General features: G+C 63.0%; 18 protein-coding genes and 1 pseudogene. 11 read left to right on the top strand and 8 right to left on the bottom strand.

Going from position 1 to position 20,708, the window contains the following annotated elements; translation table 11 throughout:
• Positions 1-17: 17 nt before the first annotated feature.
• Complete coding sequence (locus tag HZR20_RS01260; RefSeq protein ID WP_181684780.1) at positions 18-548, bottom strand: GNAT family N-acetyltransferase; 531 nt, start codon at positions 546-548, stop codon at positions 18-20.
• On the bottom strand, positions 545-913 hold the full coding sequence (locus HZR20_RS01255; RefSeq protein ID WP_181684779.1) for a universal stress protein: 369 nt from the start codon (positions 911-913) through the stop codon (positions 545-547). The genes HZR20_RS01260 and HZR20_RS01255 overlap by 4 nt, the downstream gene beginning before the upstream one ends.
• Positions 914-1,007: 94 nt before the next feature.
• Between HZR20_RS01255 and HZR20_RS01250 the strand changes: the two genes are divergently transcribed.
• Positions 1,008-1,754, top strand: coding sequence for a DUF5806 family protein (locus HZR20_RS01250; protein WP_258560308.1), 747 nt, complete (start codon positions 1,008-1,010; stop codon positions 1,752-1,754).
• 128 nt (positions 1,755-1,882) lie between these two features.
• Here HZR20_RS01250 and HZR20_RS01245 read toward each other — a convergent pair whose 3' ends face one another.
• Positions 1,883-2,131: a hypothetical protein gene (locus HZR20_RS01245; protein ID WP_181684778.1), complete on the bottom strand. Its 249-nt coding sequence runs from the start codon at positions 2,129-2,131 to the stop codon at positions 1,883-1,885.
• A 226-nt stretch (positions 2,132-2,357) separates the two neighbouring features.
• Positions 2,358-3,629 (bottom strand): annotated as a pseudogene (locus HZR20_RS01240) (dihydroorotase); the annotation flags it as partial.
• A 102-nt stretch (positions 3,630-3,731) separates the two neighbouring features.
• On the opposite strand from HZR20_RS01240, the gene HZR20_RS01235 reads away from it, so the two are divergent.
• A complete protein-coding gene (locus HZR20_RS01235) occupies positions 3,732-4,805 on the top strand; it encodes an aldose 1-epimerase (RefSeq protein WP_181684776.1) in 1,074 nt (357 codons plus the stop codon).
• Positions 4,806-4,809: 4 nt separating this feature from the next.
• Here the strand turns inward: HZR20_RS01235 and HZR20_RS01230 are convergent, their stop codons facing one another.
• Both HZR20_RS01230 and HZR20_RS01225 read right to left on the bottom strand, forming a co-directional pair.
• Positions 4,810-5,259: a GNAT family N-acetyltransferase gene (locus HZR20_RS01230; RefSeq protein WP_181684775.1), complete on the bottom strand. Its 450-nt coding sequence runs from the start codon at positions 5,257-5,259 to the stop codon at positions 4,810-4,812.
• Positions 5,259-5,831 carry a cysteine hydrolase family protein gene (locus tag HZR20_RS01225; RefSeq protein ID WP_181684774.1) on the bottom strand — a complete coding sequence of 191 codons (573 nt, stop codon included), beginning with the start codon at positions 5,829-5,831 and terminating at the stop codon, positions 5,259-5,261. The genes HZR20_RS01230 and HZR20_RS01225 overlap by 1 nt, the downstream gene beginning before the upstream one ends.
• Positions 5,832-5,998: 167 nt before the next feature.
• On the opposite strand from HZR20_RS01225, the gene HZR20_RS01220 reads away from it, so the two are divergent.
• The 4 genes from HZR20_RS01220 to HZR20_RS01205 all read left to right on the top strand — a co-directional run bounded on the left by HZR20_RS01220 (position 5,999) and on the right by HZR20_RS01205 (position 12,411).
• Positions 5,999-7,699 (top strand): Hvo_1808 family surface protein, encoded by a 1,701-nt coding sequence (locus HZR20_RS01220; RefSeq protein ID WP_181684773.1) that lies wholly within the window; start codon positions 5,999-6,001, stop codon positions 7,697-7,699.
• 71 nt (positions 7,700-7,770) lie between these two features.
• Positions 7,771-9,408: an Hvo_1808 family surface protein gene (locus tag HZR20_RS01215; RefSeq protein ID WP_181684772.1), complete on the top strand. Its 1,638-nt coding sequence runs from the start codon at positions 7,771-7,773 to the stop codon at positions 9,406-9,408.
• A gap of 75 nt (positions 9,409-9,483) precedes the next feature.
• Positions 9,484-11,220 (top strand): Hvo_1808 family surface protein, encoded by a 1,737-nt coding sequence (locus HZR20_RS01210; RefSeq protein ID WP_181684771.1) that lies wholly within the window; start codon positions 9,484-9,486, stop codon positions 11,218-11,220.
• Between the two features lie 33 nt (positions 11,221-11,253).
• Positions 11,254-12,411, top strand: coding sequence for a nicotinate phosphoribosyltransferase (locus tag HZR20_RS01205; RefSeq protein WP_181684770.1), 1,158 nt, complete (start codon positions 11,254-11,256; stop codon positions 12,409-12,411).
• Between the two features lie 60 nt (positions 12,412-12,471).
• On the opposite strand, the gene HZR20_RS01200 is transcribed toward HZR20_RS01205, so the two are convergent.
• Entirely contained in the window at positions 12,472-14,160 is a 1,689-nt protein-coding gene (locus HZR20_RS01200) for a sensor histidine kinase (protein WP_181684769.1), read from the bottom strand.
• A gap of 334 nt (positions 14,161-14,494) precedes the next feature.
• On the opposite strand from HZR20_RS01200, the gene dapA reads away from it, so the two are divergent.
• The 5 genes from dapA (at position 14,495) to HZR20_RS14685 (ending at position 18,837) form a co-directional block, all read left to right on the top strand.
• Complete coding sequence (dapA, locus tag HZR20_RS01195; protein WP_181684768.1) at positions 14,495-15,418, top strand: 4-hydroxy-tetrahydrodipicolinate synthase; 924 nt, start codon at positions 14,495-14,497, stop codon at positions 15,416-15,418.
• Between the two features lie 31 nt (positions 15,419-15,449).
• On the top strand, positions 15,450-16,208 hold the full coding sequence (gene dapB, locus HZR20_RS01190; protein ID WP_181684767.1) for a 4-hydroxy-tetrahydrodipicolinate reductase: 759 nt from the start codon (positions 15,450-15,452) through the stop codon (positions 16,206-16,208).
• A 1-nt stretch (position 16,209) separates the two neighbouring features.
• Positions 16,210-17,037, top strand: a complete 828-nt coding sequence (locus HZR20_RS01185) for a 2,3,4,5-tetrahydropyridine-2,6-dicarboxylate N-succinyltransferase (RefSeq protein ID WP_181684766.1) — start codon at positions 16,210-16,212, stop codon at positions 17,035-17,037.
• 61 nt (positions 17,038-17,098) lie between these two features.
• On the top strand, positions 17,099-18,370 hold the full coding sequence (gene lysA, locus HZR20_RS01180) for a diaminopimelate decarboxylase (RefSeq protein ID WP_181684765.1): 1,272 nt from the start codon (positions 17,099-17,101) through the stop codon (positions 18,368-18,370).
• Positions 18,370-18,837, top strand: a complete 468-nt coding sequence (locus tag HZR20_RS14685; protein ID WP_309484873.1) for a hypothetical protein — start codon at positions 18,370-18,372, stop codon at positions 18,835-18,837. Before lysA ends, HZR20_RS14685 begins: the two co-directional genes overlap by 1 nt.
• Before the next feature lie 361 nt (positions 18,838-19,198).
• On the opposite strand, the gene proS is transcribed toward HZR20_RS14685, so the two are convergent.
• The gene (proS, locus tag HZR20_RS01170; RefSeq protein WP_181684764.1) at positions 19,199-20,653 is read right to left on the bottom strand and encodes a proline--tRNA ligase; all 1,455 of its coding nucleotides are present in this window, start codon (positions 20,651-20,653) and stop codon (positions 19,199-19,201) included.
• Between the last annotated feature and the right edge of the window lie 55 nt (positions 20,654-20,708).

The raw sequence follows: 20,708 nt of genomic DNA, 5'->3' as shown, positions 1-20,708 counted from the left end.
CCGCGTTCGAAAATCGGTCAGGAATCGGCGATCCGAATCGCCATCTCCAGCTCGAAACTCTCGGTGTTGCGGATCTCGAAGCCAACCTTCTCGTAGAGGCCGATCGCCGGGTCGTTCCAGCGCTCGACCGTCAGCCAGACGCGTTCGATCCCTTGCTGTTTACCGTGGCCCAGCAGGGTCTGGAGCAATTCCGTCCCGATTCCGGCCGACTGGTGGGAGCCAAGCACGAAGATCGCCAGTTCGTAGGCGTTTTCGTCGTCCGGGACGAGCATCGAGTGCCCGACGGCGTCCTCGCCGTGCCAGGCGATGACGTTCAGACACTCCTCCTCGAAGACGCGGTCGAGCCATCGTCGGATCGATCCTTCACCGACCGGCGGGATGCCCTGTGCGCGATCTTCGGGATCGAAGGCCTCGTACATCGAGACAAGTGCCTCGCGGTCGTCTGCGACCCGGACGACGATGTTCCGGCCGTCCTCGTCGGTGAACGCGTGGGGTGGCGTTGGGAACGGACCTGACACTTCTGTGGGGTAAGAACGGTCGCCGCTCATCGGATGAGGGTCACCGGGGTTTCAGCGTTCAGTACGACGAACTCGGCGACGCTACCCAGCTGTATCTTTCCGAGCGGGCTTCGGGTCCCGCCGCCGATGACCAGCCGGTCGTAGCCTCCCTGGTCGGCCAGCGTGACCAGTTCGCCACCGGGGTGACCCGAGACGCGCGTTACCTCTGCGTTTACGTCGTGGGTTTCGAGCACTTCGTTGACGTCTGCTTCGATATCTGTAGGCGGTGCCGCAACTGCTTCGGAGCGAAAGACGGCTACGGTCAGCTCGTCACCGGTATCCCGGACGCGCTCAACGGTTTCCTCGAGCGCCCGCCGGGAGTGCTCGCTCCCGCCGACTCCCAGCAGAATCTTCATATGCCTTCCATTACTGTTGTGGATAAAAATTCTCCGTTCCGTGGCCCGGAAACGGCGGCGACATGTTTTTTCGGGCTCGGGCCACACCCCAGGTATGGACGACGATCGAGCCGACGAGCCAGCGAGGGACCCGTCTTCACCCCGTGATGGATTGACGGACCGCGAGCAGGCCGATGTCGAATCAGTAGACGAGTCGAACAGGACACCCCCATCTAGTGAGGGGCGGGGGGAAACCGAAACGGGATCTGGACGCCTCGACGAGGCGGCCGACGACCCCGGGCAATCGGGCGACTCGGCAGCCGACCAGGACGTACCGGCGGACGTGCGCTCCTACGAGCGCTTCCAGAAGATCGACGGCGGGACCTATGAACGCGCAAATGACTTCCTCCGGGAGCGAACGTACATTACCGCCCGGGAGTGGGCCATCGCTCGCCTGTGTGCGGACTTTCGAACCGAGACCGGCGTCGAGATGACTAAGATCGGCGAGAACCTGCCCGAACTGGTTCCATTTATGACCGACACCTACACGCCACAGGCAGTCAATCAGGCTCGGGCGTCGTTCGAAGAAAAAGTCCGCATGGCCGGTTCGACCTTCCTCTATGGGGCGATGAGCGACTTCTTCACCGCCGACGAACTCGACGAGATCATGTACGAGACTACGGAGGTCGCGAAGTTCTTGCTGGAAGTCGAGGGTGTCGAGTTGAGCGTCGACGAGGAACTCGAAGCCGAGGATCAGATATCTGACGTGATGCGGGAGGTCCGGGAACACAGTGCGGCTCTGCGCCACGACGAGGTCGAATGCCCGGAATGTGGTCACGCCGTCCAGCTCGACGATGCCTGATTCGTTGTGTGGCTCTCTCAGGATAATTGATGTGTCCTCCATCGGCATCGAGTCCTCAGGTGTGGGTTCTGCGTCAGTGACCGTTTCCCCACAGTTGTCGCAGGTGTTGGTTCAGGTCGCTCGATCAGTCACCGCCCATCAAGGATCCACTGGTCGATGAGGGTGCGGACCTGGCCGAGACTGTGCTCCGAGCGTAGTTTTGCGAGGAACCGTTCAGCTTGCTCATAGCTACTGCCTTCTTCGCGCATGAGCTCGAGCGTTAGCTGCTCGGTATCGTAGCCGCCGGCTGGCGGTGTCGTCTTGGGGACGTCTGGCGTGTCATCGGCACTATCGTCGCTCTCGTCAGGGATGAATGGCGGCGGGACGTGGTCAGTCATTTGTCGATCGCTCGTTGTCCTCCGCGATGCGTGCAACTGTATTGTCCGCGCCGACTGGTTGCTCTTGATCGGCCGCCTCAGCGTCGACTCCTTCCTTCGGTGGTTCGCTCCTGGGCGCGTCGTCCTCGTCCCCTTCGTTGTTCGGGTCGTTATCGATGTCTTCGCGCTCGCTTTCGTCGTCGGCCTTGCCGTCACTTTCGGTATCGGCCGCGACTGCTCGTGGCCGCCGCACGTTTCGGCCCTGGTGGTCGTCGAACTGCTTTCCGTCGTCGCTACGCTCGTGGACGATCGTGCCCCGAACCATCGTGAACTCGGGGAAGACGGCCTGCCAGCCCTCGAAGGGTGTCCAGTCACAGTTGGTGTGGAGCGCTTCGCCGTGGATCTCCCGAGTGTCATCGGGAGCAACGAGGACGAGATCGGCGTCGAATCCAGGGGCGATCCGGCCCTTGTTGGGTAGATCGAACAGGGCAGCCGGATTCGCGGCTGTGAGATCACGGATTCGTTCGTACGTGAGATGGTCCCGGCGGGCTTCCTCCAGAAGGAGTGGCAGCGCCGTCTCGACGCCTGGAACGCCACTGGGTGCATCCCAGATGCTTGCGTCTTTCTCGGCGCGAGTGTGTGGCGCGTGATCGGTCGCGATGATGTCGACCTGTCCGTTGCGCACGCGATCGTAGACGCGCTCCCGGCGCTTTTCGCGGCGCAACGGTGGATTCATCCGGCCGAAGGTCTCCAGATCGCTGAGATTCGATCGCGAGAGAAAGAGGTGATGCGGCGTGACTTCGCAACTGACACCGGCTTGTCCGGCGGCATCGATCGCTTCCGGGGTCGAGGCGTGGGCGATGTGTAGATCGGCGTCGAACTCCGCTGCAAGCTCACAGACTCGCTCGACGGCTTCGATCTCGGCGCGGGCCGCCCGGTAGGCCGACCAGGCGTCGGCGTCGGTCCGTTCCTGGGCACCTCGGTTGAACCGGCTGGCATCCTCGGCGTGGACGGTCACGGTCACGTTTCGGCGCTCGGCCACAGCCAGTGCGTCCCGGAACACTCGTTCGTCGATCCCCATCTCGCCGGTCGAGTCCGCGAGGAACACCTCACCGAGTGCAAACACTGGTCGGTCGAGAAGCGACTCGGGCCCCCACGCCGGCAAGACGCCGCCATTGAGGCCGAAATCGACCAGGGAGTCTCCGGCGATTGACTCTTTTTCGTCGAACGTTTCGCCGTCGATCGTCGGCGGCGTCGTGTTCGGCTGGTCGACGACCGTAGTTACGCCCCCGGCGGCGGCACTTCGGGACCCACTGGTCCAGGTCTCCTTGTGGCTGTCTCCCGGCTCCCGAAAGTGGACGTGGGCGTCGACCATCCCGGGAAGGAGGCGTTTGCCCGATGCATCGATCGTTTGGCCCTCGTGGTCGGACAGATCTTCGGCGACGGCTGCGATCCGCTCGCCCTCGATACGGACGTCTCGCGTTCGCCCGTCGGGCAGCGTCGCGTTCCGAATGAGCATGCCTCGACTGGGCACCCCGCGACCCTAAGTGTCCCGGAGTCACAGTACTGTCGCCCGCGTTCACCACAAACCCTTAGACAGTACCCGCCATCGACTTTCGGCATGGACGACTGGAACAAGCGACCGCGCATCTCGACGGCCTATCAGTACCAGGGGATCGACGCGTCGATTCTCGAAAACCGTCATCTCCGGATTATGGTGCTCCAGGGCAAAGGCGGTGATATCGTTGAATTCCGGGACAAGCGGACCGACATCGACGTGCTCTGGCATGCCGATCACGACTGGTCGGCCCCACCGAACGAACTGCCGTCGATCGAGGGGTCCTGGAACGAATACTATCCCGGCGGCTGGCAACTCAACCTTCCTGGGGCGGGCGGCCCCTTCGAATTCCCTGGTGGGCGCTACGAGCACCACGGCGAAACAGCACTGCTGCAGTGGGACGCGACGATCCTGCAGGACGACGAGGACGCGGTGACGCTTGAACTTACGACGTCGCTTCGTCGCTACCCGTTTACCGTCACGCGGGAACTCACGCTCCCGGCCGGCGAAGCCGTCCTCGACATCGAGGAGTCGATCACGAACGAGGGTGATGTCCCCGTTGAGTACGCCCACCAGCAACATCTCACGCTCGGGCGACCGCTGATCGGCCCGGATGCCCACCTGGATATACCTGCCGAAGGCGGCTACGTCGAGGAGTACGATCCCGGCAACGAGAACCATCGCTTAGAGAGCGAGGCGTCCTTCGAGTGGCCAGCGGCACCGGGCGTCGACGGCGAGTCGGTCGACCTCTCTCAATTCCCGCCGATCGACGCCGAGATCAACGATATGGCGTACCTGCACGATCTGGACGAGGGGTGGTACGCAGTGACGAATCCCGAGCTAGACCTTGGTTTTGGCCTGCAGTGGCCGGCTGAACACTTCGAGTCGCTGTGGTACTGGCAGCCCTATGGCGGTCTGGAGGCCAGTCCGTTCTGGGGACGCAACTACACGGCTGGGCTAGAACCGACGACGACTCATCCTGCCCACTCGTATCCGGACGCCCAGCGGGAGAACGGCTCGATGCGCTCGCTCGATCCGGGCGAGACCGTCACAGTGTCGCTGGTGGCACAGACGTTCGACGGCGGGGAGCGGGTCAGCCGGATCGGTCCCGACGGGACGGTCGAACGGGACGCCTGAGAACTCACAGTTCTTTTTCGAAGTCGAGTAACTCGTAGCCGTTCGTCTGCCACGTGTCGACTCGCTCGTAGCACCGCGCCGGATAGAATTCGGTCGCTGCTACCTGTCGGCTTGCGGTCGTGAGGACGACCTTCTCACAGCCACGCTGCTCGGCGACACCCTCCAGATGGTCGACGATCGCGGTCCCCAGCCCCTCGTGTTGGTGGCTCGGATCGACGGCAATCCGCATGAGCTCAGCGACCGCCCCGTCGACGAGGAGGCCACCGCAGGCCACGATTTCTCCGTCTCGTTCCGCGACCAGGAATGCCCCGTCGGATCGCAGATACGTCTCCTCGATCCACCGGAGGTCCGCGTTACCCGGTACGTCGTCCGGATCGGTCCCCGCGTCCGCGAGTGCGCGACGGTGGACGTGCCTGACTGCCGGCCTGTCACCCGGCCGGAATCGTCGGACCATCAGGCGAACGTGATCGATTCGCGGTCGGTCAACTCGCCGAACAGCCAGTCGGCGTGATCGAGGGCGTACTCGCGGTGGTCGTCCTCGATGAACCCGACGGCGTCTTCGACGAGGATCGGGCGGTAGTCCCGGAGGCCGGCGCTGGCAGCGGTGTGGAGGACGCAGACGTTCGCCAGCGTTCCACAGATAAGGAGATCGTCGATCCCGCGGGCGGAGAGCCAGCCGTCGAGTTGGGTCTCGTGGAAAGCGTCGTAAGTGTGTTTCTCGATAGCGAGGTCGGGCTCGCGTGACTGCAGTTGCTCGATCAGTTCGGCGTCCCAGCTCCCCTCGAGGACGTGTTCGCCCCAGCGCTCGAACTCGTCGTAGTAGTGAGCGTCCTCGAACTGCTCGTCGGTGTGGACGTCGCGCGTGTAGACGACGGTCGCATCGGCCTCGCGTGCGCGATCGACGAGGTCGACGCACGGCTCGATGGCGTCTTCGCTTGCCGGTGCGTAGAGACTCCCCTCAGGGTGGCAGAAGCCGTTCTGCATGTCGACCACGACGACGGCAGTCCGGTCCGGTTCGAACGTCATTGTTGTCTCCCCGTTCGGGATTGTGGCCATTAGAGGTTCTGGCTTTCAGTCCCAGTTGGGTTGTGTCATCCCTGGGCCGAGGCTGGAACACGCACGCCCGTCGAAGCAAGTAAACGCGACAAGAAGGAAAATACTTATTACTATTGGTAAAGCAGGCTTTACACACGATGCGAGTTAAGCGCGCACAACTCCTGGCTGTCCTCGCCGTTGCAGTCCTCGCCCTCCAACCGGTGACGGCCGCGGCGACGCAGGCAGGCGTTTCGACGGCACAGTTCGACGACCGATCGGTGGCTACGGGAGCTGGTGACGGGGAAGCGACCGTTTTGACGAGCCCGCCCGATCCGGAGACGGATCGGCTCGGGTGGGAGAACGGGGTGTGGTACAACGAATCCATCGACATCGACGCCTCGGACGGGATCGACAGGGCTGAAGCCGCCAGCCTTCTGAACCGGACGATGGCGCGCGTCGAGGTGATTCGGGGCGTCGAATTCGACGAGCCGGTCGACCTCAACTTCATCGATCGAAGTGACTACGTAGAGTACGCCGAATCGGTCGACGTCGATCCGTTGTCGGCGAACGTCCAACTGGAGGCCCTCGGGTTTCGCGGTGAGGATCGGAACGCCACCGCTGCGATCAGAGAGCGCCAGGGTGGCTTTGCGGCCGCGTTCGTGGTTCCCAATGCCGTCCCGGAACTCGATTTGCAGGCAGGTGACGTCACGATCGTCATGGATGAGGGACAGGCGTCGTTTTCGGAACTCACGCTCGGTCACGAGCTCGTTCACGCGCTGCAAGTTCAGGAGCTGAACGTCACGTTCAGGGGCGGTAATCAGGCGACGGATTCGTTCAACGCCCGCCGTGGACTGATCGAAGGTGACGCGAGTCACGTGGGCTATCTGTACGGACAACGCTGTGGGGCCGACTGGAAGTGTGTTACGCCAGCAGCCAGCGGTGGCGGACCTGGCTTCTCTGATGGGGCTGTCGGTCTCGCATTTCTCAATTACGTCCAGTACAGCAACGGGGCCGAGTTTGTCGCCACGTTGCGGGATCGCGGCGGCTGGGACGCCGTCAACGACGCCTACGATAGCTTCCCCAACAGCACCGAGCAAGTCATTCACCCAGAAGCATACCAGTCGGACGAACCTCAGACAGTAACCGTCCCGGACCGGAGCAGTGCCGACTGGCAGCCACTCACCGTTGATGGCCAGACGGCAGCGGACACGATCGGCGAAGCTGGCCTGTACACACTGCTGTGGTTCCCAAGCTACGAGTCCGGTATGTCGGTCGTCATACCTCAATCTGCACCGTTCAATCAGTCACTTCGCGCCCAATCACCGTTCTTCTACGATTATAATTCCGACGCGACGCAGGGGTGGGATGGTGACAAACTGGTACCGTACGTGACTGCGGAGTCTGCCAAGACGAACGAGACCGGCTACGTCTGGTCGACGGTCTGGGACAGTCCGTCCGACGCGGCGGCGTTCGAGGAGGCGTACGTCGATATCCTCGACTATCGCGGTGCTGAGCCGGTTGCTGGCCACGAGAACACCTATCGGGTTCGTGATGAGAATCCCTACGGTGACGCATTTTACGTCAACCAGACGGCCGACCAGCTGCTGGTCGTCAACGCGCCCAGTGTCCCGGCCTTGTCTGACGTGCGAGCAGGAGCTGCTCCGGAGGGTGCGACGCCAACCGAGACGAGTACGGCGACCGGCACAGCGACCACGACCCAGACGACAACGACTACTTCGGCAGCGACGACAACCGACCGCGATGAGCGCACTGGCGCGACGACGACCGGCGGCCCTGGCTTCGGATTCGTGGCGGCGCTTTTGGCCTTCCTCGGGCTCGCTGTCGCTACCCGACGCTGACCCCGGAGCGTTTCCCGGCCGCCGATCGGGACCACCGGGAGATTTGTAAGGCTCTCACTCACAGAGACAGTATGGTCTCCCGAACTGAATTGGTCGTTGTTATCGTCGCGGTCGGATTGGCCGGCGTGCCGGTGGCTGGGGCGATCGGTCCCAGTCCCGCCGTTTCCGGTCCTGTCCACGACACGTTCATCGATTCCCAGCAAGCTGCTGTCACGAATGCTAGTTCCATCGCCGACCAGCACTTCCCCGATCCCGAGACTGACGTTCTGGGCTGGGAGAACGGCTACTGGTACAACGAGACCCTCGACGTGACGCCCGAAGACGGGCTGAACGACTCGGAACTCGAGGCCGTCGTCGCCCGGGGGATGGCCCGGGTCGAGGAGATTCGCCGCCTCGAGTTCGAGACGACGCCGCCGGTCGAGGTCATCAGTCGAGCGGACTACCGCCAGCGCGTCGCAAACGGGACGACGAATACGACCGATGCCCAGCGCCTCCACCAGAACGTCAAGTATGAGGCACTGTTTATGGTCAACGAATCGACCGATGCTGTTGCGGTGCAGGCGGACAATCGCGCGGGTGGCGTCGGTGGATTCTACGATCCCTCGACGGGCGAGATCAAGATCGTCTCCGAGAACACGGAGACGCCACAGATGAACGAAATCACGCTCTCTCAGGAGCTGTTTCACGCCCTGCAGGACCAGCGATTCAACGTCTCTGCGTACAACCAGTCGACGCAGGAACTCCACAACGCGAAAGACGGTATCATCGAAGGGGATGGCAACTACGTCGATCACCTCTATCAGGAACACTGTGACGGGGCCTGGAACGGGACCTGCCTCGAACCGTCGGGACAGAACACGCCCGCGGACTTCGATCCACATCTGGGACTGTACCAGATCCTCCTCCAGCCGTACAGTGACGGCCCGCCGTTTGTCGAAGGGATTCGCGAGGAGGGGGGATGGGACGCGGTCAATGCGATCTACGAGAATCCACCGGCCTCGACGGAACAGACCATCCACCCCGAAAAGTACGGCGAGGACGAACCGACTGACGTGTCAGTTCCAGAGCGGAGTTCGGATCGCTGGCGGCCACTCGAGTCCAACGGGAGTGTCGATCATGCCTCGTTCGGCGAGGCTGGCCTCTACGTGACGCTGTGGTATCCCGCGGTCCAGACCCAGGGAATGACCTCGATCGTTCCATTACAGAACCACATCAATTACGACGATGCCGGCAATGTCGACCAGTTCGACCCGTACAATTACAACCACACCGCTATAGCAGGCTGGGACGGCGACAAGCTGGTACCGTACGTGACCGACGACTCCAGCGAGACCAACGAGACGGGGTACGTCTACGAGATGGTCTGGGACTCGTCTGCGGACGCCGCCGAGTTCCGGGATGCCTACGCGGAACTCCTCCAGTTCAACGGGGCCGAGCCAGTCGAGGGGCGAATTGGCACGTATCGCATTCCAGACGATCAGGGGTTCGGTGACGCGTTCTACGTCACCCAGACTGGGGATCGACTGGTGCTCGTCAACGCGCCCAGTGTCGAGGACCTCTCAGCGGTCCGGGCCGGCGCAGCGCCACAGGGTGACCGGACGACAACCGAGAGTGACGGGACCACGACCACCACTGGTGGTGGATTTACGGTCGCGACAGCACTCCTTGCTGTCGTTGGGCTGCTTGTGATCGTCACTCGTCGTCGCTAACGGGCGTATCCTGTCCGGGCCACGTTCAGTGGGCCGATCCGAGAGATTTGTAAGGCGCTCGCACGGACCGACCGTATGGTCTCTCGTCGCTTCGTTGCCGTCCTGATCGTCGCTGTCCTGGTAGGAACGGTCCTCGCACCTGCAGCCGCGTCGATCGCGTCGTCACCGGGCACCGACAGCGGGCTGGGTGCCGCCCCATCGGACGCGAATGTCTCAGTCATCGAGGCTTCCCAGTCGGACCCACCGGCAGACCGTCTCGGGTGGGAGAACGGCTACTGGTACAACGAGTCGATCGACGTGACGCCCGAAAACGGCCTCAACGATTCGGAACTCGAAGCCGTGGTCGGGCGATCGATGGCCCGCGTCGAGCAGATCCGTCGCCTGGAATTCGAGACGACAGTGAGCGTAGAGGTCGTCTCGCGCCAGGAGTACCGCAACCGGTGGGGAACGAATGCGAGTACGCCGAATACGTCGACGGCCAATCGCCTCCACCAGAACGTCAAGTGGGAAGCGCTGCTCTCGATCGGCGAAGACGAGGACGCACTGGCTGGCTACCGGTCGACTCAATCAGCGACTGTCGGGGGCTTCTACTCGCCCGGGAACGAGCAGATCGTCATCGTCTCGGCAAACGAATCGGTCCCGAAAATGGACGAGATCACGCTCTCACAGGAACTGTTTCACGCTCTTCAGGACCAGCAATTCAATCTTTCGTTCGATCGGCTGACAGAGGAAGGACACAACGCCGGTAACGGGATCGTCGAAGGTGACGCCAACCTCGTCGATCAACTGTACCAGCAACGCTGTGGGGCCGAGTGGAACTGTCTCCAGCCCGGGACTGGCACGGACGGCAGTGACAGTGCCGACGACGAGACGGATAGCGACGCGGGCGACAGTGAGCCAGCTATCAATTACGGGGTCTACTTGACCCAGTACCAGCCCTACAGCGACGGCCCCACCTTCGTCACCGAGATCCGCGCCACGGGCGGGTGGGACGCGGTAAACGACATCTACGAGAACCCACCGGCCTCGACGGAGCAGACGATTCATCCCGAGAAGTACCCGGACGAAGAGCCGCACAATCTCACGGTTATCGACACCAGCGCGGACGCCTGGCGCAGTCCTGATCTCGGGAACGGGAGTGCCGAGTATGCCCGGTTCGGTCAGGCTGGCCTCAGCGCCATGTTCATGCGGCCGGTCTTTGCTTCCAGTGGCATGGCGACACCTGTCGTCGGGCCGGTTGAGTTCTACAATTACACTGATTCGGGTGAGGTGAGCAGCGTCGATCCGCTCAATTACGGTCTCGACGTCACGGACGGCTGGGACAACGACCGGCTGTATCCCTACATCACGAACGATTCTGCGACGACCAACGAGACGGGCTACGTCTGGAAGACCGTCTGGGATAGCGAGGGGGACGCCGCCGAGTTTGCCGCGGGATATACGGATCTGCTCGCCTATTACGGTGCCCAGCCAGTCGATGGCCACCGTGATACCTACCGGATCCCTACTGAGAAGGCGTTCGGTGACGCGTTCTACCTGAATCAGACTGGCGACCAGTTCGTCATCGTCAACGCGCCCACCGTCAGCGCGCTCTCGGCGGTTCGGGCGGGTGCTGCTCCGGCGGTCGAAGAGACGACTACTGCCAGCAACGGGACCAGTGCCAAGACAGCAACTGCCAGCAACGGGCCCATGGCTGAGACAGCGACGACTACCAGCGGACCCGGATTCGCGGTCGTCGGAGCGGTCGTCAGTCTGCTTTCGGTGGCTCTTCTCGCGGTGTGGCGCGTACGTGATGCGGGTTGGGACGGGTAGGTTTTTGCCGCTGGGCGCGAAGCGACCGATACCATGACTGAAGAGTCGCCGTTCGACATTGTGCCCCCGTCGGCGATCGCGTCGGGCCGAGCGACGGACGCCTATTTCGACCGGACGATGGAGACCTTAGAACACGCCGGAAAGGACCCCCAGGTCGTCGCGGAGGTCTCGGCTGATCAGTTTCCGACCGGGAAGTTCGCCGTTCTGGCTGGATTGAAAGACGCTGCCCACCTGCTCGAAGGCCATCCCGTCGATGTCGATGCCCTACCCGAGGGCCAACTGTTCGATCACGGGCCAGTCATGCGGATCGAAGGCCGGTATCGGGAGTTCGCCAGGCTGGAGACTGCATTACTGGGCTTTCTCTCCCATCCGACCGGCGTCGCCACCAACGCTGTGCGCGCCCGGTTGGCTGCGCCGGACTCGACAGTCCTGAGTTTCGGCTCCCGGCACGTCCACCCCTCACTGGGGGCGATGATCGAACGGAGCGCCTTGCTCGGCGGCCTCGATGGCATCTCGAACGTCGCTGCTGGTGACGTGATCGATCGGGAAGCCGGCGGCACGATGCCCCACGCGCTGGTGATTTGCTTCGGGCGCGGCAACCAGGAAGCCGCCTGGCGTGGCTTCGACGAGGCAGTCGGTACCGATGTCCCGCGAGTGGCCCTATGTGACACCTACAGCGACGAAGTCGATGAAGCGATCCGTGCCGTCGAAGCCGTTGCGGGCCTCGATAGTATCCGGCTCGATACGACCAGCTCCCGGCGGGGTGACTTCCGACGGATCGTCCAGGAAGTGCGCTGGGAACTCGACGCCCGCGGGTACGACGACGTCGACATCTTCCTCAGCGGCGGCCTCGATCCCGCGGCGTTGCGGGCGTTGGGTGACGTCGCCGACGGGTTCGGCGTCGGCGGGTACGTCTCCAACGCTGACCCGAAGGACTTCGCCCTGGATATCGTCGCAATCGACGGCGAACCAGTCGCCAAGCGCGGGAAGCTCTCCGGGAAGAAAGCCGTCTACCGGACGCCCGATGGCGGCCACGAGGTCGGTCTCGCGAGTCAGCCGGGGCCGGCCGACGGCGAATCGCTCATGGAACCACTCGTTCGTGATGGGGAGATCGTCAGAGAGTTCGATGTCGAGGCGGCGGCCGATCGGGCACGGGCGGACGCCGAGGCGGTTGGGTTGGGCGAGGCCTAACCGAGCTTCAGCCCTGCGACGGGGACCAGACGTGATCGGTCACCGCCAGCCCCTCGGCGATCACTCGCACCCGGGCACAGTTATCGTCACGGTCGTCCCGCTGTCGTTAGTCTGGACGTCGATCGTGCCGGCAAGCGAGTGGACGATCCAGGAGACGAGCCACAGCCCGACCCCGTCGCCGTGAGCGAGTTGTGTCTCCCCACCGTTCGTGATCGGATTGAGTTCGTGCTGTGGGATGCCGGGGCCGTTGTCAGTGACTGTGATTTTCGCCACGCCGTCGACGACGCTGGTCTCGCATCCGACTTTCGACATCGATCCGTCGTTGTGCTCGATGGCGTTGACGAGCAGTTCCTCGATGGCGATGTAGAGTCGGTCGCGACCGTCGATTTCGAGCGGTGCGTTCGGACCTTCGACTCGCAGATCGGCGTCCGGATTGTTTTCCCGGATCGCCGCTGTGACTGTCTCGATCACGTCACCTACCTCGCCGCGTTCGTACTGTTCGCCCTCCAAACTCTGCAGGACCCGCGTGAGTCGCTCGCGTTTACCCATGACGGTTTCGGCGTGCTCGACGACAGTAGCGAGTCGCTGTTCGATGGTTTCGTCGGTCACTGCGTCTCTGGCGTGCTCGGCGTTGCCCAGAATGACGGTGATCGCGTTGGAGAAGTTGTGCCGGAGCAGTCGGTTGAGGACGTTGATCTGCTGTCGGTTGTGTTCGCGTGCCGTGACGTCCCGGAGTGCGAGCAACTGCCCGACTTCGGCATCGGTCCCCGTCGAGAGGGATGTGACGTTGACGTCGTAATACCGCGTCACGTCATCGACATCTCGGGTGAGCGTGTCGGTGGATTTGTCGCTGTCGAGAAACCGATGTAGCTCCTGGCTTACCGTCTCGATATCCTCCCCGATAGCGTCGCGGCGGTCGATTCCGAAGACGTGAGTCGCGGCCGGATTCACGTCGACGACCCGCTCGTCATCGTTGTGCACGATGATCGGGTCGTCGAGGTTCTCAAGGAGTTCCGAGCGAGCGAGTTCCCGGGCGGCGGGAACCACATCGAGGAGGTTGTGTCGCCGGAAGCTTCCGAGGATAAGCACGGAGCTGAGGACGATGCCAAGCACCGTCGGATCGTACGGCGTCTGGATCACGTCGAAGATGTAGAGGGCATTCACGCCCACGGGTGCCGCTACCGCACCCAGCAATCCGATCGCCTGGGAGCGATAGCGGTGTTCGGAGAAGATCGCGAGTTCGAGTAGCCAGTAGGATCCTAATGTGAGCAGGGCATACGAGTACAGCGCGTGCACCCAGAACAGCGGGCCGTACGTCCCGTCGAAGCTACGGACCGATCCCTCGATGGCCAGTTCGGGCTCAATCCAGAAGAGTGTATGGACGCCGAACGGTTCGTTGGTCGCCACTGCAACCGTCGAGATCACTGGCACGACGACGAGCAAGCCGAGCCGTCGCCGGTCGAACCACTGTCGTCGGCCCGTGTACTCGAGGATGAACAGCACCCAGGCGATCGGCACGACGATGATACCGAGGTATGTCGCCTTCGTCAGAAGTGTGCTTGAGGGCATGTCTGTCCGAAGGAGTTCGAGTCCGGCCCCGAGCGACCACCATGCTGCGGCGAGAACAAAACCGACGAACAGCCGGGAGCCGTGTTGCTCGCGCTGGCGGACGGCAACCACGGCGGCGGCTCCCGCGAGCGCTGCTGCGACGAACAGCGGCACCGCCTGGCTCGTGACCTGCCAACCCATCCGTTCGAAACTCTCACCGTGAGTACGTAATAGATTACTGTCCCATTTCTCAGGTTCAATAATCCATTTCCCGGCCACCGACACGAATACGCTGTGTTCGGCGGCGATCGAGCGTAACCCCTAAGTCCCTGCCAGTCACCCCAACGGATATGATCGGGAACACTCAAAGTCGGTCACCGATACAGTCGGGCGTGGGTGTTCCCGGGCTGTCGATGGAGCTGGCCGTTAGTCCGGTTTCGAAACCGAAACGTGCGTGAGTGGCTCCTGGCGGGGTGGCGTCCCGTCCGGGGCCGGTTTTTTGGTATCGCCCGTCGACTATACCGTATCACGACCTATGACACCACAACCACTGTTTGAGGGCGTCTATCCAGCCATGACGACGCCCTTCAGCGCGGACGGGAGCATCGACTTCGACCAACTGCGGGCGAACGCCCGACGCCTCGAAGCCGCCGGCGTCGACGGCGTCGTCCCCGTGGGTTCGACCGGCGAGAGCGCCACGCTCAGCCACGACGAGCACGTCGAGGTGATCGAGGCCGTCGCCGACGCCGTCGCGGACGTGCCAGTAATCGCCGGAACGGGCTCGAACAACACGCGTGAGGCGCTGTCGCTGTCACGGCGGGCGGCCGACGCCGGTGCCGACGCTCTTTTGCTCATCTCGCCGTATTACAACAAGCCCGAACAGCGTGGGCTGGTCGAACACTATCGGACGATCGCGGACGCGATCGACCTCCCACAGATCGTCTACAACGTTCCTTCTCGAACGGGTCGGAACATCGAACCTGATACCGCGGTCGAACTCGCCGCACACGAGAATATTCAGGCGTTCAAGGCCGCCTCGGGCGATCTCGGTCAGATATCCGAGATTGTCGAACGGACTCGCGAGCTGGATTTCGCAGTCCTGTCGGGCGACGATCCGGTGACGGTTCCGATGGTGTCGATCGGCGCGCGCGGGGCGATCAGCGTCGTCGCGAACGTCGAACCCGTCCGGACCTGCGCGATGGTCGGGGCGGCCCTGGCCGGTGACTTCGAGCGCGCTCGCGAGTTACATCACGAACTCGGCCCGCTCACGCGGGCACTGTTCGTCGAGACCAACCCGATCCCGGTCAAGGAGGCGATGGCGATTCGCGGACACGACTCGCCGGAACTCCGGTCACCGCTGACCCGGCTCTCGGAGCAACATCGCCAGCATCTCCGGGACGCACTTGGAGCTCTCGAACCGATCGACGTTGAGACACCCGTCGAGACAACGGACCGATAGCCATTCCGGGACCGAGCACGGAGCGATGGACATGATACGCATCGGCGTCTCCGGCGCAGCCGGACGCATGGGACGGACAGTTATCGAGACAGCCACCGAGCGAGAGGACGTAGCGGTCGTCCTGGCGATCGACGCCGCCGACGTCGAGACAGTCGCCGACAAACCCGCCCACGACCCGGCGGACGTCCCGGCATTGCTTTCGACCCACGAACCCGACGCGATCGTCGACTTCTCCGTCCCGGACGCGACAGTCTCCCTGGCAGACGCCTGTGCGGACGCAGGCGTCCCCCTGGTCACCGGCACGACGGGGATGACCGACAACCAGGTCGCCGACCTCAAAGCGGCCAGCGAGGACGTTCCGATATTGAAGGCGGCGAACTTCGCACGGGGGATCCAGGCACTCCTGGAGACGGTTCGAGCTGCCGCCTGTGCATTGCCGGGATACGACGTCGAACTGACCGAGACCCATCACAACAGGAAACAGGACGCACCGAGCGGTACCGCTACGACCATTCTCGACGCCCTTGCGGAGGAACGTGACTTCGAGGAAACCTACGGCCGTGAAGGGATGCAACCACGCCAAGAGGGCGAGGTGGGCGTCCACGTCCGACGCGCGGGCGACGTCCGGGGCGAGCACGAGATCATGTTCGCCGGCAACGACGAGGTCCTGACCCTGACCCACCGCGCCGAGGATCGTGGCGTCTTCGCCGCTGGCGCCCTCGACGCAGCCGTTTGGCTCGATGGCCGCGATCAGGGACTCTATACATTCGGGGACGTAATCGAAGGCTAATATGAGTCTCCAAGCCGATATCGAGACGCTCTGGGATCGATCGGACGACCTGACGGCAGCCGACATTTCCGAGGACCAGAAGGCCACTCTCGACCGGTTCCTCGAAGCATTGGAAGCCGGCGACGTGCGGGCCGCCGAGAATCGCGACGGTGCTTGGGAAGCCAACGAGTGGGTCAAGCAAGGCATTCTGCTCAACTTCACTCTCCGAGAAACCCAACCACGAGAATACGGCGACGTGACCTACCACGACGTGCTCCCCCTCCGTGAGACGGCTGATCTCGGCGAGCGCGGAACGCGCAACACGCCCGACGGGACAGTCATTCGACGTGGTGCCTACGTGGGCAGCGACGCGATCCTGATGAGCCCCGCGTTCGTGAACATCGGTGCACACGTCGGCGACGGCACGCTCGTCGACTCCAATGACGTCGTTGGATCCTGTGCACAGATCGGTGACGACGTGAAGCTGGGTGCCAACACCGTCATCGGCGGCGTGCTCGAACCCGTCGAGGACGCACCGGTGATCGTCGAGGACGGGGTCGCGCTCGGGGCGGGGAGTCGGGTCACCTCGGGATTTGTCGTCGGCGAGAACTCGGTCGTCGGCGAAAATACGCTCTTGTCGCCACGGATCCCGGTCTACGATCTCGTCGAAGAGGAGATTCTCTACGGCGAACTGCCACCGGAACGGCGAGCATTCCAGCGATTCGTCGAGTCTTCGATCGGCGAGCACGATCTGTTCGATGGTGGCGCGTACAAGCCAGCCGTGGTGGCGACTCACGTCGAAGAAGAGACCCTAGAGGGGGCCGAGCGCGAGGATGCCTTGCGGGAATAAGAACTGGGTTTGACCGAGACGATCGGAACTCTTGTTAGCCGTGCTGCCTCCCTGCTAGCCAATGATCCACTCGACGCCGGTCGCCCGTCTCGCTGACTGGAATCACGAGCGACTACTCACGCTCGCGGACGGGTACGAAACGCCACTGTACGTCCTCGACCCCGATCGCGCCGCCGCGAACTATCGCCGCTTCGAGGAGGCCTTCGAGGCAGCTTTCCCAAACGTCGAAGTCATGTACGCCGCGAAGGCCCACACCGGCCGAGCGGTTCTTTCCGTACTGCTGGATGCCGGTGCACCCATCGAGTGTGCCGCGCGTGGCGAACTCCAGCGGGCGATCCAGGCGGGTGCTGACCCGAACACGCTGCAGTACACGGCCGTCAATCCGCCGGATGCCGACCTCGATTATGCAGTCGACCTGGCCGAGGACTATCCGGGGCTGACAATCACCGGCGGGGCCGAAGACACGTTCGATCGACTCGAAGCGCGCGGGTACGACGGCCGCGTCGCCATCCGGATCAATCCCGGTATCGGGACCGGCCACCACGAGAAGGTCGCGACTGGTAAGGACGCCAAGTTCGGGATCCCATACGATAGCGTCCCCGAACTCGCCGACGATCTCCGGGACCGCTTCGATCTTGTCGGAATTCATGCCCACGTGGGAAGTGGAGTACTGACGGACGAAGTCGACGACCACGCCCGCGCACTCGGCAAGGTTGCCGATCTGGCTCGGGCGGTCGGCGACGGGGACTTGGAGTTCGTTGACTTCGGCGGCGGGTTCGGTGTCCCCTACCGGGAGGACGAACCGCCACTGGATATCGAGTACGTCGCCGAGACCGTCAGCGAGGCGATCGGCGACCTGGCGGCGACGCCGAAATTCGAGCCGGGCCGGTACGTCGTCGCCGATGCCGAACTGATCCTCACGGAAGTCAACACGGTCAAGGAGACGCCCGACGCGACCGTCGTCGGTGTGGACGCGTCGCTGTCGACGCTCATCCGACCGGCGATGTTCGACGCCTATCATCCGATCCGGAACGTCTCCGCTCCCGATCGTGATGGTGAGCCAGTCTCGATCGGTGGCCCTTGTTGTACCAGTGCGGATGTCTTCGCCACCGATCGACCGATCGCTCGACCCGAATGCGGTGACGTGCTCGCGATCGGGAATGCTGGGGCCTACGGCTACGAACTGGCCAATAACTTCCACTCTCAGCCCCGGCCCGCAGAGGTTGCGATCGAGGGTGACGGTCATCGAGTCGTCCGCCGGCGGGAGACCATGGCCGACGTCACGCGCGTCGAGGACGAAGCGTCCGGCGCACCCGAACCGGAGCGGGAGTGATGGCGTTTGACACGCTGGACTTTCACGAGCGTGCTGTCCTGACACCCTCCCACGAGGACGTGACAGCGATGCGTCGCTTGCTCGTCGAGACACTCGCGGACGCGGGTGTCGAGCCGACCGTCGACGAGGCCGGTGGGACGATGCGGGAGTCACTCGAACGATTTGTCCGGTTCATCAAGATCGTCCGGTTTCACGGCCCGGGAATCACTGTGTTCAACGGCCTCGCACTGCTCGCCATCACGACAGTCTTCGTGCTCTTCCTGGTCCTCACGACGGTTGCAGTGACGCTGGCGTATGGCCTCGTCTACGCGGCCTTTGGTATCCACCGGTGGACATTCCTCCTAGCGGTGCCGGCGACGGTGGCCGACCTGCCACTGTTCGCGTACGCACTGGCCCGCCGGACGTTCCACTGGGGCGGGCGGCGCTACCGCTGGCGAAGCATGTTTGACGTCGAGATCGTCGAGTAGGAGTTCGGTTTGGGTGGAGCTTATGGCTGACAGTTGGAAATTTGTTTCAGTCGTATAGGAGAGTAGTGGGCTCTTGAATGCAATCGCACCTGCGGATTATACCTCTACATTTTGCACTGCTTTCCGAACCCATATCGATCGAAACATTAGACCACTCGGAGTGCACCGCAGGTAATCGGCTGTGAATGTTTCTATGACAGACTAAAACGTATATGCGGGCGGTTGTCCGCGCGAGCGAAGCGAGCGCGGTTCACTGAAGCCGAACGAAGTGAGGCTTCAGACTTTTTCACCCATGTTTTTCGAGGAGAGGTGCCCGAAGCGAACGAAGTGAGCGAGGACACCCGACGAAGAAAAAGATGGTCTAGTAGGTTTTGGCGAAGTAGGCCGTCTCCTCGGCGTCGTCGCCACAAATGGCACACTCGTCGTGGATCGGTTCTTCGTCGCGGTCCTTGGGGACCATCACGATTTCGGCAGCGATGGCGTCTTTGATCGGTTCCTCACAGTCTTCGTCGCCACACCAGCCACATTTGACGTAGCCGCCGTGCTGGCCGATCGTGCCCAGAATCTCCTCGCGGGACTCGGCCTCGCGGATCTCACCTTCCAGTGTCTCTTCCGCGCTGGCGTACAGTTTCGCGAAGACGGTGTCGAGATGTTCCTCGACGGTCTCGATGACACCATCCCGCTCTTCCGTGACCTCCTTGCCGTCGGGGCGGTGGACGAGCGTGACCTCGTCGTCTTCGACCTCGTAGGAGCCGATCTCGATGCGGAGCGGAACGCCATACAGCTCCCACTCGTTGTACTTGAAGCCGGGATTGCGGTGCTCGCGGTCGTCGAGTTCGACCCGGACGCCGGCGTCCTCGAGGTCCTCGGCGACGTCTTCGGCGTATTCGAGCACGTCGTCTTTGCTCTCGTCGTCCCAGATCGGGACGATCGCGACCTGGGGGTCCGCAAGCGCGGGTGGGAGGACGAGCCCCTGGTCGTCGCTGTGGGTCATGAACAGCGCACCCAGTGCCCGCCAGGACAGCCCCCAGGAGGTCGTGTGGGCTGTTCGTTCTTCCTCGTCTTCGTCGATGTACGTGACGTCGTAGGCCTCCGCGAAGGAGGTGCCCAGATAGTGGGAGGTCCCGCCCTGGACTGACTTGCCGTCGGGCATCAGGGCCTCGACCGACATGGTCGTGTGGGCGCCCGGGAACTTGTCGTGTTCGGGCTTGCGGCCCGAAAGCACCGGCATCGCCAGCACGTCCTCATAGAGGCGCTCGTACTGGTCGAGGCGCGTTGCCATCTCCGCCCAGGCGTCTTCGGCATCGTGATGGGCGGTGTGACCCTCCTGCCAGAGGAACTCCTTGGTTCGGAAGAACGGTTTGGTCTCGGTGGCTTCCCATCGGACGACGCTACACCACTGGTTGACGCGAATCGGCAGATCGCGGTGGGATCGCGTCCACTGGGCGAGAAACGGGGTGATGATGCTCTCGCTGGTCGGCCGGACGGCCAGTTGTTCTTCGAGTTCGTCGTAGCCGCCCTTGGTGACCCATGCCACTTCGGGGTCGAACCCCTCGACGATATCTTTCTCCTTTTCGAGATACGACTCCGGGATAAACATCGGGAAGTAGGCGTTCTGGACGCCAGTTTCTTTGAACCAGCCATCGAGGTGGTTCTGGAGGCGCTCCCAGATAGCGTAGCCGCGGGGCCGGGTGACGATGAATCCGCCCATCGGGGCGTAATCCGCGAGTTTTGCCTTCTGGACCAGTTCCGCGTACCACTCGCCCGTCGCGTGTTCCTTGCTCTCGGTGATGCCGAGTTCCTGCTCGCCGCTCATACACGTACGTCCGGGAGAACAGGCTTAAAGTCGCCGTGTTCGGGACGCCAGCTCT

Source organism: Halorhabdus salina (genome assembly GCF_013839425.1).
Taxonomy (GTDB): Archaea; Halobacteriota; Halobacteria; order Halobacteriales; family Haloarculaceae; genus Halorhabdus; species Halorhabdus salina.
The sequence above is the reverse complement of the archived record's forward strand: the minus strand, read 5'-3'. Positions and strand labels throughout refer to the sequence as shown.

What these genes read in the sequence shown, in the direction of transcription:
- HZR20_RS01260 (WP_181684780.1), bottom strand. Translation starts at nt 548, where the DNA reads ATGAGCGGCGACCGTTCTTACCCCACAGAAGTGTCAGGTCCGTTCCCA.
- HZR20_RS01255 (WP_181684779.1), bottom strand. Translation starts at nt 913, where the DNA reads ATGAAGATTCTGCTGGGAGTCGGCGGGAGCGAGCACTCCCGGCGGGCG.
- HZR20_RS01250 (WP_258560308.1), top strand. Translation starts at nt 1,008, where the DNA reads ATGGACGACGATCGAGCCGACGAGCCAGCGAGGGACCCGTCTTCACCC.
- HZR20_RS01245 (WP_181684778.1), bottom strand. Translation starts at nt 2,131, where the DNA reads ATGACTGACCACGTCCCGCCGCCATTCATCCCTGACGAGAGCGACGAT.
- HZR20_RS01235 (WP_181684776.1), top strand. Translation starts at nt 3,732, where the DNA reads ATGGACGACTGGAACAAGCGACCGCGCATCTCGACGGCCTATCAGTAC.
- HZR20_RS01230 (WP_181684775.1), bottom strand. Translation starts at nt 5,259, where the DNA reads ATGGTCCGACGATTCCGGCCGGGTGACAGGCCGGCAGTCAGGCACGTC.
- HZR20_RS01225 (WP_181684774.1), bottom strand. Translation starts at nt 5,831, where the DNA reads ATGACGTTCGAACCGGACCGGACTGCCGTCGTCGTGGTCGACATGCAG.
- HZR20_RS01220 (WP_181684773.1), top strand. Translation starts at nt 5,999, where the DNA reads ATGCGAGTTAAGCGCGCACAACTCCTGGCTGTCCTCGCCGTTGCAGTC.
- HZR20_RS01215 (WP_181684772.1), top strand. Translation starts at nt 7,771, where the DNA reads ATGGTCTCCCGAACTGAATTGGTCGTTGTTATCGTCGCGGTCGGATTG.
- HZR20_RS01210 (WP_181684771.1), top strand. Translation starts at nt 9,484, where the DNA reads ATGGTCTCTCGTCGCTTCGTTGCCGTCCTGATCGTCGCTGTCCTGGTA.
- HZR20_RS01205 (WP_181684770.1), top strand. Translation starts at nt 11,254, where the DNA reads ATGACTGAAGAGTCGCCGTTCGACATTGTGCCCCCGTCGGCGATCGCG.
- HZR20_RS01200 (WP_181684769.1), bottom strand. Translation starts at nt 14,160, where the DNA reads ATGGGTTGGCAGGTCACGAGCCAGGCGGTGCCGCTGTTCGTCGCAGCA.
- dapA (WP_181684768.1), top strand. Translation starts at nt 14,495, where the DNA reads ATGACACCACAACCACTGTTTGAGGGCGTCTATCCAGCCATGACGACG.
- dapB (WP_181684767.1), top strand. Translation starts at nt 15,450, where the DNA reads ATGATACGCATCGGCGTCTCCGGCGCAGCCGGACGCATGGGACGGACA.
- HZR20_RS01185 (WP_181684766.1), top strand. Translation starts at nt 16,210, where the DNA reads ATGAGTCTCCAAGCCGATATCGAGACGCTCTGGGATCGATCGGACGAC.
- lysA (WP_181684765.1), top strand. Translation starts at nt 17,099, where the DNA reads ATGATCCACTCGACGCCGGTCGCCCGTCTCGCTGACTGGAATCACGAG.
- HZR20_RS14685 (WP_309484873.1), top strand. Translation starts at nt 18,370, where the DNA reads ATGGCGTTTGACACGCTGGACTTTCACGAGCGTGCTGTCCTGACACCC.
- proS (WP_181684764.1), bottom strand. Translation starts at nt 20,653, where the DNA reads ATGAGCGGCGAGCAGGAACTCGGCATCACCGAGAGCAAGGAACACGCG.